Below are 12450 nucleotides of genomic sequence, written 5' to 3' on the forward strand. Positions count from 1 at the left end.
CGTTAATGCCTGCAATCCGAGGCATTACGTGGAGCGGGCATTCTGGTCGCATTCGGCATGGGTTTTGACCGTACTGCTTGCACGCAGCGTGGCTATCTGGCCAAGCCTGCCAGCACCTTCTCCAGTTTCACCACCGCCTCCCTCATCTGCGCGGGTGTCAGTGCCGCAAACCCCATCAGCAAGCCGGCATCGTTCCTCGGCACCGCGTACAAGCTGCCCAGCCCCAACAGATCGATCCCCACCCCGCGTGCCGCCCTGACCACGGAGTCTTCAGACAGGCCCTGCACGAAATGGCAGGGCATCTGCAGCCCGCCAGCGGGCACCTGCGGCACGAGAAACGCCCCCAAGTGCCTGCGCAGCAGATCCGCCAGCACATCCCGCCGCTCGGCGTAGAGCGCGCGCATGGCCCGCACATGGGCGTTGAAGTGCCCGCCTTCCATGAACCGGGCCAGGGTCAACTGGGCGATGGAGGCGTTATGTCCGTCCTGCAGCGTTCGGGCGGCGGTCATCGGCGCGACGAGCTGGGGCGGCAGCAGCAGGTAGCCGATGCGCAGGCCGGCGAACAGCGATTTGGTGAAGGTACCGATGTACAGCGTGCGTTCATGCGGGTCCAGGCCCTGCACGCAGGCGGTGGGGCGGCCGGCGTAGTGGAACTCGCTGTCGTAGTCGTCCTCGATGATCCAGGCCTGTTGCTGGCGTGCCCATTCGATCGCCAGCAGGCGCCGGTCCAGCGCCAGGGTCGCGCCGGTCGGGTATTGGTGCGAAGGGGTGAGGAATACCGCCCGGGCATCCGGCGCCAGCCGGGCCATGGCGTCCACCTGCAGGCCGTGCGCGTCCACCGGGACCGGCACGCATGCCAGGCCGGCGGCGGTGACGGCCTTGCGGGTGCCTTGGTACAGCGGGTCTTCGACCAGTACCTGGTCGCCTGCGTCCATGAGCACCTGGGCGCACAGGCCAAGGGCCTGCTGCGAGCTGGTGAGGATCAGGATGCGCTCGGCGGATGCCTGGGCCCCGCGCTCGAGGTTGAGGTAGTCGGCGATTGCCCTGCGCAAGGGGGCCATGCCTTGCGGCTCGCTGTGTTCCAGCGCCCGCGTGCCGTATTCCTTGTACACCTGCCGTTCCAGCTTCTCCCAGATGGCCAGGGGGAAGTGCCGGGTTTCGGCCACGCCCGGGGCGAAGGGGCGGGGCGACTGGAAGTTGTGGACGCCACCGCTGTGCAACAGCGCTTCACCTCGGCGGCTCAACTGCACGGGGGCCTGCTGATGCGCCGGGCGCTGGCGCTTGCGCGACGGCAGGCATCGGGCCCGTTGCGACACGAAGCTGCCGCTACCTACGCGTCGCTCGATGAAACCCTCGGCGTGCAACTGGCTGTAGGCCGACTCCACGGTATCGCGCGACACGCCCAGGGACTGGGCCAGCGGGCGCGAGGCGGGCAACGCCTTGCCCACCGGCAGTGCGCCGTCGAGGATCAGCTGACGGATCGCCCGTTGGATACGCACATGCAAGGCCAGCGCGCCATGGGCGGGGTCGTTGATCCAGGCTTTCACCGATTCCAGCTGCGCGTGTTTGAACATTGGCCTGATTCCCTGGCTGATGGACCTGATTAATGGCTGCCAACGCCGGGGCCGCTTCGCAGCCCTTTCCGACCGGTCCGGCGCCCCGGCAAGGTCCGCTCCCACAGGCGACCGCGAACCCCTGTAGGAGCGGCCTTGTGTCGCGAAAGGGGCGCGAAGCGCCCCCGGCAATCTCAAGCCTTACCCCTATCCAGAACCCCAAAATGGTCTGGCAATTTCCAACTAATTGGCAGGTAAAAACCAACCATTTATCCGCTATAAAACCCCAGCCCGCAAGCAACCACCAAGGAAGGCAAGCGCTACGGGCAGGCCGGCCCCCTCACTCATTCACACTGCATTGCCCAAAAGGGGTTCCACCAATGACCACCACCCAACTACCAGTCTTCATCCGCGAGGTGAAGCAAACCGACCTCCAGCCCTGGCACGACTACTGGGCGCAATACCAGGCCTTCTACCAGGTAGACCTGGGCCCAGCCATCACCGAGCGCACCTGGGCCCGCTTCTTCGACCCGGCCGAGCCCATGCACTGCGCCGTGGCCACCGACGGCGAACGGCTCTTCGGCTTCGTCCACTATGTGTTCCACCGCTCGACCTGGGGGCGCAACGACTTCTGCTACCTGGAAGACCTGTACGTGTGCCCGAGCGCCCGCGGGCGAATGATCGGCAAGCAACTGATCGAGTTCGTCCAGGGCCAGGCCCGGCAGCAGCGGTGCGACCGGCTGTACTGGCATACCCAGGAGACCAACCGGACTGCGCAGCGGTTGTATGACTGGATTGCCGAGAAGCCGGGGGTGATCGAGTATCGGATGCCCATGGATGTAGCCCACTAGGAACGTTCGGGACAGTTGAAGGACCCTGTGGGAGCAGGCACGCGAAGCAGGTGCCGTGGTACATGGCATCTGCTTCGCCAGTGTTTGCGGGCAAGCTCCAGTTCAGTCATATCAATCGAATGTACTGTGCGTGTCGCCATGACGGCTGATATGTTTCCCGCGCACCCGATCACGTCCAATCGGCGCTGATCCCTTCAAGGAAGAAAAACAATGAAAACAGTGCTCGGCTTCTTGCTCTCTATCTGTCTGAACCTGCCTGCATTCGCGGGCGATATTCCCATCGGTTTTCGGACCTCTACATTGGCGGACGAGCAAAATGGTCGCCCGCTGGAACTGGTCGTCTGGTACCCGAGTACCTCCACGGCCACGCCGCAGCTGATCGCGGATACCCCGGTGTTTGTCGGTGACCTTGCCGTACGCGATGCCCCCCCGGCCTCTGGCGCGCATCCATTGGTGGTGCTTTCCCATGGTTTTCGCGGTAACTGGGGGAACCAGTCATGGCTGGCCAGTGCGCTGGTGCGGCAGGGTTACATGGTGGCGGCGGTCAACCACCCCGGAACGACCACCCGCAATCGCAACCCTGAAGCCGCCGCACAGTTGTGGCAGCGTCCCATCGATCTGCAACGGGCCATCGATGCGGTCCTGGCTCAGCCGGATCGATTTGGGGCAGTGGCGAAGGGAAAAATTGCAGTGGCAGGTCACTCACTCGGTGGCTGGACCGCCCTGGAAATCGCCGGGTCCCGGTTCGATCCCGAGCGCTTTGCCCAGGACTGCACGGCCCATCCACAACTGGCCAGTTGTGGCGTTTACAAACAGATCAATCCCGACTTGGCTGCGAAGTCCCGGCTGGGTGGCGACCTGAGCGACAGACGTGTCACGGCCATCATCACCCTGGACCTGGGCCTGTCACGTGGCATGACCACTGAAAGCCTGGCGACGTTGCCGGTGCCGGCACTGGTGATCGCGGCGGGCGCACCTTCTGAAGAGCTCCCGGCACAGTTGGAATCCGCCGACCTGGCCAAGCGGTTGCCCCCGGCGACGAGTCGCTATGTCGAGATCAAGGACGCCAGCCACTTCAGCTTTTTGTCGATGTGCAAACCTGGCGCGGTGGCGTTGCTCGAAGAAGATGCTCCAGGCGATGGCATTATTTGCCGGGATGGCGATAACGCTCGACCGCGGGCGCTGATCCAGCGGCAGATCGTTTTATTGATTACCGAATTTCTGGGGCAGTCGTTTCGTAGCTGATGAGTGCGGAGGTTGCATAGCCCAGATGGGCGCTTGGGACACGAGCATAAAAAAAGGCTGCCCGAAGGCAGCCTTTCTGGATGGCGGGACGATCAATCCCAGCTCAGAGCACCACCAGTCTGGTACTCGATAACCCGTGTCTCAAAGAAGTTCTTCTCCTTCTTCAAGTCCATGATCTCACTCATCCAAGGGAACGGGTTGGTAGTCCCCGGATACTCTTCCTTCAGACCAATCTGGGTCAGTCGACGGTTGGCAATGAACTTGAGGTAGTCCTCCATCATCGCCGCGTTCATGCCCAGCACGCCGCGTGGCATGGTGTCACGGGCGTATTCGATCTCCAGCTGGGTACCCTGCAGGATCATCTGGGTAGCCTCTTCCTTCATCGCGGCATCCCACAGGTGCGGGTTCTCGATCTTGATCTGGTTGATCACGTCGATGCCGAAGTTCAGGTGCATGGACTCGTCGCGCAGGATGTACTGGAACTGCTCGGCGACGCCGGTCATCTTGTTGCGGCGGCCCATGGACAGGATCTGGGTGAAGCCGCAGTAGAAGAAGATGCCTTCCAGTACGCAGTAGTAGGCGATCAGGTTGCGCAGCAGCTCTTTGTCGGTTTCGACGGTGCCGGTGTTGAACTCCGGGTCCGAGATGGCGCGGGTGTACTTCAGGCCCCAGGCGGCTTTTTTCGCGACCGACGGGATCTCGTGGTACATGTTGAAGATCTCGCCTTCATCCATGCCCAGCGACTCGATGCAGTACTGGTAGGCGTGGGTGTGGATCGCCTCTTCGAAGGCCTGGCGCAGGATGTACTGGCGGCACTCCGGGTTGGTGATCAGGCGGTACACGGCCAGGGCCAGGTTGTTGGCAACCAGCGAGTCGGCGGTGGAGAAGAAGCCGAGGTTGCGCATGACGATGCGGCGCTCGTCTTCGGTCAGGCCGTCCATGCTCTTCCACAGGGCGATGTCGGCGGTCATGTTGACCTCTTGCGGCATCCAGTGGTTGGCGCAGCCATCCAGGTACTTCTGCCAGGCCCAGTCGTACTTGAACGGTACCAGCTGGTTGAGGTCGGCGCGGCAGTTGATCATGCGCTTTTCGTCAACGGCGACACGGGCCGAGGAGCCTTCCAGCTCGGCCAGGCCTTCGGCGATGTCCAGGGCGTCCAGCGCAGCCTTGGCGCGCTTGACGGCGTCGGAGTCGGCGGCGGTGGCGGCGCGAGCTTCCAGGGCGGCGGCACCGCCGGCGCTGTCGAGCTTGTCGAGGGTGGTGGCGGCTGCGGCCTGCGCGGGGGTGTTGCCTTTGGCGGCGACTTCACCGTCTTCTTTGTCGAATTCGTCCCAGCTCAGCATGGTCCTGGCTCCTGCTAGAGGGTTGCGCGGGGCAACCGGTTGGATTTTGAAGTGATGCCTGTACGGCGCGACGCCAACGGGCGCTGCGGCAAGCAGTGAGAGCGGGCTCTCGTCACGTTTGAAGGTGTTCGGGTCGGCGCCTGGCCTGCACTCGGGCGAGGGGGCAGGGCACCTGGAAGCTGTACGGCAACGATAAAACCTGCGGTGTGGCCCCGGGGGCTTGCTTCACGCAGTCGATCATTGGCTCATCCCTTTTTGGGGCCGCGAAGTATACCGGAAATCACTTTGGATCGGGGCGGCGCAGAGGGCGCAGGGCGGTAAATTTTCAACCTGCATTACGTGCTTCCGTTCACTGGATACCGGTGGTTCGTCACGGGGTAAGAGTCTAGCCCTAAATGGGATTAGATCCTATATGTAGTGTGATTTTTTTTATCAGGCGCTACATATGGTGTTTTGATCTTGGTCATGGCCTAGGGGGTGTATTGCCTGTAGGGGCCCTATCGCGGGGCAAGCCCGCTCCCACGTGCCGTTCCCACGCACCGCTCCCGCAGGGGGATGTCGGGGCGCAAAAAAATGCCGCCTCAGCCACCCGTGAGGGCGATTGAGGCGGCATGTTCAGCTCAGCGCTGCGAAGGCCTTATTGGCAGGCTTCGCAATCCGGCTCGTCGATGGCGCAGGCCTTCGGTACCGGGGCTGGGCCCGCGGCCTGGACCGGGGCGCTGTCGCCGCCGCTCGACACGGCGTTGAGCTTGCCGGTGTTGATGGTCGACTTCTCGGTGCTGGTCGCGGCCAGGGCACGGAGGTAGTAGGTGGTCTTCAGACCACGGTACCAGGCCATGCGATAGGTCACGTCCAGCTTCTTGCCCGAAGCGCCGGCGATGTACAGGTTCAGCGACTGGGCCTGGTCGATCCACTTCTGGCGACGCGAGGCGGCATCGACGATCCACTTGGTCTCGACTTCGAACGCGGTGGCGTACAGGTCCTTCAGCTCTTGCGGGATACGCTCGATCTGCTGCACGGAACCGTCGTAGTACTTCAGGTCGTTGATCATCACCGAGTCCCACAGGCCGCGGGCCTTCAGGTCGCGAACCAGGTACGGGTTGATCACGGTGAACTCGCCCGACAGGTTCGATTTCACGTACAGGTTCTGGTAGGTCGGCTCGATGGACTGCGACACGCCGGTGATGTTGGCGATGGTCGCGGTCGGCGCGATGGCCATGATGTTCGAGTTACGAATACCTTTTTGCACGCGCTCGCGCACCGGTGCCCAGTCCAGGCTCTCGGTCAGGTCGACGTCGATGTACTTCTGGCCACGGGCCTCGATCAGGATCTGCTGGCTGTCCAGCGGCAGGATGCCCTTGGACCACAGCGAACCCTGGAAGGTCTCGTAGGCGCCGCGCTCGTCGGCCAGGTCGCAGGAAGCCTGGATCGCGTAGTAGCTGACTGCCTCCATCGACTTGTCGGCGAACTCGACGGCAGCATCGGAGCCGTACGGGATGTGCTGCAGGTACAGCGCGTCCTGGAAGCCCATGATCCCCAGGCCGACCGGGCGGTGCTTGAAGTTCGAGTTACGCGCTTGCGGCACCGAGTAGTAGTTGATGTCGATCACGTTGTCGAGCATGCGCACGGCGGTGTTCACGGTGCGTTGCAGCTTGGCGGTGTCCAGCTTGCCGTCGACAATGTGGTTCGGCAGGTTGATCGAGCCCAAGTTGCAGACCGCGATCTCGTCCTTGTTGGTGTTCAGGGTGATCTCGGTGCACAGGTTCGAGCTGTGGACCACGCCCACGTGCTGCTGCGGCGAACGCAGGTTGCACGGGTCCTTGAAGGTCAGCCACGGGTGGCCGGTCTCGAACAGCATCGACAGCATCTTGCGCCACAGGTCTTTGGCCTGGATGGTCTTGAACACCTTGATCTTGTTGTACTCGGTCAGGGCTTCGTAGTACTCGTAGCGCTCTTCGAAGGCCTTGCCGGTCAGGTCGTGCAGATCAGGCACTTCCGATGGCGAGAACAGGGTCCACTTGCCGTCATCGAAGACGCGCTTCATGAACAGGTCAGGGATCCAGTTGGCGGTGTTCATGTCGTGGGTACGACGACGGTCATCACCGGTGTTCTTGCGCAGCTCGATGAATTCTTCGATGTCGAGGTGCCAGGTTTCCAGGTAGGCACACACGGCGCCCTTGCGCTTGCCACCCTGGTTGACGGCGACGGCGGTGTCGTTGACCACTTTCAGGAACGGCACGACGCCTTGCGACTTGCCGTTGGTGCCCTTGATGTACGAGCCCAGGGCGCGCACCGGGGTCCAGTCGTTGCCCAGGCCACCGGCGAATTTCGACAGCATGGCGTTGTCGTGGATTGCGTGGTAGATGCCCGACAGGTCGTCCGGCACGGTGGTCAGGTAGCAGCTGGACAGCTGCGGGCGCAGGGTACCGGCGTTGAACAGGGTCGGGGTCGAGGCCATGTAGTCGAAGGACGACAACAGGTTGTAGAACTCGATCGCACGGGCTTCTTTGTCTTTCTCTTCCAGCGCCAGGCCCATGGCCACGCGCATGAAGAACACCTGCGGCAGCTCGAAGCGCACGCCATCCTTGTGGATGAAGTAGCGGTCGTACAGGGTCTGCAGGCCCAGGTAGGTGAACTGCTGGTCGCGCTCGTGGTTGATCGCCTTGCCCATGCGCTCCAGGTCGTAGCCTTTCAGCGCCGGGTCGAGCAGTTCGAACTCGACGCCTTTCTCGACGTAGGCCGGCAGGGCCTTGGCGTACAGGTCGGCCATCTCGTGGTGGGTGGCGCTGTCGGCCACGCCCAGGAAGCCCAGGCCTTCGGCGCGCAGGGTGTCCATCAGCAGGCGGGCGGTGACGAACGAGTAGTTCGGCTCACGCTCCACCAGGGTACGGGCGGTCATCACCAGGGCGGTATTGACGTCCTTGATGGCCACGCCGTCGTACAGGTTCTTCAGGGTTTCGCGCTGGATCAGGTCGCCATCGACTTCGGCCAGGCCTTCGCAGGCTTCGCTGATGATGGTGTTCAGGCGGGCCATGTCCAGAGGGGCCAGGCTGCCGTCGGCGAGGGTGATGCGGATGCTTGGGTGCGGCTCGACCACGGCGTCGGCGTTGCTGCGGGTGGCGCGCTCTTTTGCACGCTGGTCGCGGTAGATCACGTAGTCGCGGGCGACTTTCTGCTCGCCGGCACGCATCAGGGCCAGTTCGACCTGGTCCTGGATTTCTTCGATGTGGATGGTGCCACCCGATGGCATGCGACGCTTGAACGTGGCGGTGACCTGCTCGGTCAGGCGCGCGACGGTGTCGTGGATGCGCGACGAGGCGGCAGCGGTGCCGCCTTCAACTGCGAGGAACGCCTTGGTGATGGCCACGGTGATCTTGTCGTCGGTGTAGGGGACGACAGTGCCGTTGCGCTTGATCACGCGCAGTTGGCCAGGGGCGGTGGCAGCCAGATCCTGGTTGGAATCGGCGGCCTGCGGCGCCTTGGCCTGCGGGTTCTCGCGAGTCGTGTCGGTTTGCATGGGTGGGTGTCTCCACAGTTTCTAGTTTGTTCAGGCGCCTTGTTGGGGCGCCCACCGTTCCGTCCACTTGCTCGATGGCCCAGGCGGGGAGGCGTCATGCACGCGCATGTGCCCGCTCGGGCTTACCGACTTCGGGACAGACTCAGGAATAAGGGGCAATAAGCTGCCGCTCCCTGGCCGAAGTCAAAGGTTCTGGGCGTACCCAAAATCTGTTGCTGATGAGTGGCGAGGCGCTGCCTGCAACACTCATACCCGAACAAGGCCGTCTGCGGCTTGCCTCGGTCGCCCTCCGCAGGAGCGGTTTGGCTGTTGAAATCACGTTAAGTTCAGTCGGTAAATTCGCTTGAATTTGCCTGGCGACTTGTGTTTGTGATTTTGCGCGAAACCCAACATCTAGTGGTTCGCTGCGATAGGGATACAAGATAATGCGGTATCGGGGGCTTTGCAAGGTGAGCGTCTGTGGATAACTTGTGGGTACTTTGTGAGTGATCCGTGGGTATTCGCTGTAGGCCTTGTCCCAAGAGGTTTGCACTATTTTTTGCCTGTGCTACGCCGTCGCGCAGATTTTTTCGGGCGCGCACCCTATCACAAAAAACGGTTCAGTCGTGGGGCGTTCTGGGTGGTTGGCAGGGGTGGGGGCGGGACGTAGTATCCGGAGCTGATGTTGCGCTTTGGTGAAGGTGGATTTTCGCTGGAATCAAAGGGTTGTACTGGCCTCATCGCGGGGCAAGCCCGCTCCCACGCATGACTCTGTGCTTCACGCATGGCTCTGTATTCAGCGTGGGAGCGGGCTTGCCCCGCGATGAGGCCGCTACAACCAACAGCAAGGCCCGACAAAAACCAGAAGAAGGGTAAGGCCATGGACCAGCCAATCAACCGCATCCTCATCGTCGAGGACGACCAGCGCCTCGCCGAGCTCACTGCCGAGTACCTGCAGGCCAACGGCTTCGAAGTGGCGGTGGAGGGCGACGGCGGCCGTGCCGCTCGGCGGATCATCGACAGTCAGCCGGACCTGGTGATCCTCGACCTGATGCTGCCCGGCGAGGATGGCCTGAGCATCTGCCGCCGGGTGCGTGGCCAGTACGCCGGCCCCATCCTGATGCTCACCGCCCGCAGCGACGAGCTGGACCAGATCCAGGGCCTGGACCTGGGCGCTGACGACTATGTATGCAAGCCGGTGCGCCCGCGCGTGCTGCTGGCGCGCATCAACGCCCTGCTGCGCCGCAGCGAGGCCCCGGAGCGGCGCCAGGAGCTGAGCTTCGGCCCGCTGCATATAGACAGCCGACAACGCGAGGCGCGCCTGAGCGGCCAGCTGATCGAGCTGACCGGCGCCGAGTTCGATCTGCTCTGGCTGCTGGCCAGCAACGCCGGGCGGGTATTGTCCCGAGAGGAGATCTTCACTTCGCTGCGTGGCGTCGGTTACGACGGCCAGGACCGCTCCATCGATGTGCGCATTTCCAAGATCCGCCCCAAGATCGGCGATGACCCGATCACCCCGCGGCTGATCAAGACCCTGCGCAGCAAAGGCTATTTGTTCGTCGGCGAGGCGCCATGAACTCGATCTTCCTGCGTATCTATGGCGGCATGCTCGCGGTGCTGGTGCTGGTGGCCGTGCTCGGCGTGCTCAGCCTGCACCTGGTCAACGAGATCCGCGCCGGCCAGCACCGCGAGCGCCTGGCCCAGGGTACCTTCAGCCTGATGGCCGACAACCTGGCGCAACAGAATGCGGTGGAGCGCACCCGTTCGCTGGTGATCTGGGAGCGCCTGCTCGGCGTGCCGCTGGACCTGCAGCCGCTGTCGGCGTTCACCCTCGACGGCGGGCAGCGGGCGCGGCTGTACCGCGACCTGGTGGTGGTGGAGAAGACCGGCCCGCATGCCGCCCGGGTGTTGCGCCGGGTCGGCCACGAAGACCTGCTGCTGGTGGCCGAGGTCAAGCAGATCAGCGAGCAGTTGGCCCGCGCCACGCTTTATCTATTGGCCGACGAGCTGGTGCGCTACCCGGTGACCGAGCAGCAGGCGCGCCTGGCGCAGCTGCGCCAGAGCAAGGGCTTCGGTTTCGACATCGCCCTGCAGCGCATCGAGCGCGCCGCCCTGGACGACGATCAGCGCCGCCGGGTGGAGGAGGGCGACACGGTGATGGCCCTGGGCAGGGACGGCGACTCGATCCGCGTGTTCTCGGGGCTGTCCGGCTCACCCTGGGTGCTGGAGATCGGCCCGCTGTACCAGCTCAACCCTTATCCGCCGCAGTTGCTGATCCTGATCGCCTTCCTCGGGCTGTGCCTGATCGGGCTGGTGGTCTACCTGCTGGTGCGCCAGCTGGAGCGGCGCGTGTCGGGTCTGGAGGTGGCGGCCACGCGCATCGCCGAGGGCAGCCTCGATACGCGCGTGCCGGCCGGCGACGCCGACTCGGTGGGTCGCCTGGCCGAAGCCTTCAACGGCATGGCCGAGCACCTGCAACGCTCGTTGACCATGCAGCGCGAGCTGGTGCGGGCGGTGTCCCACGAGTTGCGCACGCCGGTGGCGCGGCTGCGCTTCGGCCTGGAGATGATCGAGAGCGCCAGCACCGACGAGGGCCGGGCCAAGCACCTGGCCGGCATGGACGGCGATATCCAGGACCTGGACAAGCTGGTCGACGAGATGCTGACCTACGCCCGCCTGGAGCAGGGCGCGCCGGCCCTGCATTTCCAGGTGGTGGATCTGGACGAGCTGCTGGCGCGGGTGATCGAGGAGCTGGCGCCGCTGCGAGCCGAGGTACGGGTGGTGCGCGGGGTGTGCCACGGGCTCGAAGGCGGCGGTGCCCAGGTCGAGGCCGAGCCGCGTTACCTGCACCGGGCGCTGCAGAACCTGGTACGCAATGCCATGCGTCATGCCGAAGCCGAAGTGCGCCTGAGCTACCAGATTGGCCAGCAACGTTGCCGTATCGATGTAGAGGATGACGGCCCCGGGATTCCCGAAGGGGTGTGGCATCGCATCTTCACCCCGTTCACCCGCCTTGACGACAGCCGCACCCGGGCCTCGGGCGGGCATGGGCTGGGGCTGTCGATCGTGCGGCGGATCATCTACTGGCACGGCGGCCGCGCCCTGGTCGGGCGCAGCGAGCAGCTGGGCGGGGCGTGTTTCAGTTTGAGCTGGCCGCGCGAGCAGCCTCGTGACTAGACGCTGATCAAGCTGAGCAGATGGCCGTCCTGCAGGCAGAACTGGCCATCGAGTTCGACGCCGTGGTGCCACTCGGCCGATAGGTCGGTGAGCAGGCGCAGGCGGGCATGGCCGTCGGCGGACCAGGCCAGCAGTTCGGCGTGTTCGAAATAGAAGCGCTGTTTGGTGAGCGGATAGAGGGTCTTGAACAGGCTTTCCTTGAGCGAGAAGGTCAGGGTCACGGCCAGCGCCTGCTGGCTGCGGTCCAGGCGCTCCAGTTCGGCGGGGGTGAGGATTTCCCCGGCCAGGCGTTCGGCGCGCTCTTCGCTGAGCAGGGTTTCCTGGTCCAGGCCCAGGCCGCGGCATCGGTCGTCGCCTGCGACAACGGCGGCAGCCCAGCCTTGGCCATGGGTGATTGAGCCGTGGATGCCGGCGGGCCAGATCGGCGAGCGGTCTTCATGAGTGGCCGGAACATAGTCGCGGCCATCCAGGCGTTGCAGTGCCTCGCGGGCGCAGACCCGACCGGCCAGGTACTCGGCTTGGCGCTTGGCCACCGAGCGTTGCAGGCTGGCGGTCTGCTCGATGCCGGCGCGCTGGAAGTCGTCGGCGGCCAGGCGGGCTGGATCGAAGGCGCAGCTGACCAGCACCGCGCCGGGGACCGGGCGGGGCAGGGGCCAGTGGTGCTGGAGCGGGGCGCAGCAGGTGGGGAGTCTGTTCATGGTGGGTATTGTGCCAGTCGCGATAGCCGGCGCAAATCACCGGAGCGTCATCGCGGGGCAAGCCCGCTCCCACGAATGGCGTAGTTT

At 64.1% G+C, this 12450-nt stretch carries 8 protein-coding genes; 4 read left to right on the forward strand and 4 right to left on the reverse strand.

The window, feature by feature from the left end; all coding sequences use genetic code 11:
- Positions 1 to 92: 92 nt before the first annotated feature.
- Positions 93 to 1574 (reverse strand): MocR-like pyridoxine biosynthesis transcription factor PdxR, encoded by a 1482-nt coding sequence (gene pdxR / locus ACYUME_RS06415; RefSeq protein ID WP_460418350.1) that lies wholly within the window; start codon positions 1572 to 1574, stop codon positions 93 to 95.
- Between the two features lie 359 nt (positions 1575 to 1933).
- Between pdxR and ACYUME_RS06420 the strand changes: the two genes are divergently transcribed.
- The gene (locus ACYUME_RS06420; RefSeq protein WP_460418351.1) at positions 1934 to 2404 is read left to right on the forward strand and encodes a GNAT family N-acetyltransferase; all 471 of its coding nucleotides are present in this window, start codon (positions 1934 to 1936) and stop codon (positions 2402 to 2404) included.
- 210 nt (positions 2405 to 2614) lie between these two features.
- Positions 2615 to 3649, forward strand: coding sequence for an alpha/beta hydrolase family protein (locus ACYUME_RS06425; RefSeq protein ID WP_460418352.1), 1035 nt, complete (start codon positions 2615 to 2617; stop codon positions 3647 to 3649).
- Positions 3650 to 3741: 92 nt separating this feature from the next.
- Here the strand turns inward: ACYUME_RS06425 and ACYUME_RS06430 are convergent, their stop codons facing one another.
- Positions 3742 to 4992 (reverse strand): ribonucleotide-diphosphate reductase subunit beta, encoded by a 1251-nt coding sequence (locus tag ACYUME_RS06430; RefSeq protein ID WP_050704266.1) that lies wholly within the window; start codon positions 4990 to 4992, stop codon positions 3742 to 3744.
- Between the two features lie 637 nt (positions 4993 to 5629).
- On the reverse strand, positions 5630 to 8509 hold the full coding sequence (locus tag ACYUME_RS06435; protein WP_279883895.1) for a ribonucleoside-diphosphate reductase subunit alpha: 2880 nt from the start codon (positions 8507 to 8509) through the stop codon (positions 5630 to 5632).
- 859 nt (positions 8510 to 9368) lie between these two features.
- Between ACYUME_RS06435 and ACYUME_RS06440 the strand changes: the two genes are divergently transcribed.
- Together ACYUME_RS06440 and ACYUME_RS06445 are read left to right on the forward strand one after the other, a co-directional pair.
- Positions 9369 to 10064, forward strand: a complete 696-nt coding sequence (locus tag ACYUME_RS06440) for a response regulator (protein WP_186733819.1) — start codon at positions 9369 to 9371, stop codon at positions 10062 to 10064.
- Positions 10061 to 11665, forward strand: a complete 1605-nt coding sequence (locus ACYUME_RS06445; RefSeq protein ID WP_460418353.1) for an ATP-binding protein — start codon at positions 10061 to 10063, stop codon at positions 11663 to 11665. Before ACYUME_RS06440 ends, ACYUME_RS06445 begins: the two co-directional genes overlap by 4 nt.
- Here the strand turns inward: ACYUME_RS06445 and ACYUME_RS06450 are convergent.
- On the reverse strand, positions 11662 to 12363 hold the full coding sequence (locus ACYUME_RS06450) for a 4'-phosphopantetheinyl transferase family protein (protein ID WP_460418354.1): 702 nt from the start codon (positions 12361 to 12363) through the stop codon (positions 11662 to 11664). The genes ACYUME_RS06445 and ACYUME_RS06450 overlap by 4 nt on opposite strands.
- Positions 12364 to 12450: the final 87 nt, after the last annotated feature.

This window comes from Pseudomonas sp. microsymbiont 2 (genome assembly GCF_054788395.1).

What these genes read in the sequence shown, in the direction of transcription:
- pdxR (WP_460418350.1), bottom strand. Translation starts at nt 1,574, where the DNA reads ATGTTCAAACACGCGCAGCTGGAATCGGTGAAAGCCTGGATCAACGAC.
- ACYUME_RS06420 (WP_460418351.1), top strand. Translation starts at nt 1,934, where the DNA reads ATGACCACCACCCAACTACCAGTCTTCATCCGCGAGGTGAAGCAAACC.
- ACYUME_RS06425 (WP_460418352.1), top strand. Translation starts at nt 2,615, where the DNA reads ATGAAAACAGTGCTCGGCTTCTTGCTCTCTATCTGTCTGAACCTGCCT.
- ACYUME_RS06430 (WP_050704266.1), bottom strand. Translation starts at nt 4,992, where the DNA reads ATGCTGAGCTGGGACGAATTCGACAAAGAAGACGGTGAAGTCGCCGCC.
- ACYUME_RS06435 (WP_279883895.1), bottom strand. Translation starts at nt 8,509, where the DNA reads ATGCAAACCGACACGACTCGCGAGAACCCGCAGGCCAAGGCGCCGCAG.
- ACYUME_RS06440 (WP_186733819.1), top strand. Translation starts at nt 9,369, where the DNA reads ATGGACCAGCCAATCAACCGCATCCTCATCGTCGAGGACGACCAGCGC.
- ACYUME_RS06445 (WP_460418353.1), top strand. Translation starts at nt 10,061, where the DNA reads ATGAACTCGATCTTCCTGCGTATCTATGGCGGCATGCTCGCGGTGCTG.
- ACYUME_RS06450 (WP_460418354.1), bottom strand. Translation starts at nt 12,363, where the DNA reads ATGAACAGACTCCCCACCTGCTGCGCCCCGCTCCAGCACCACTGGCCC.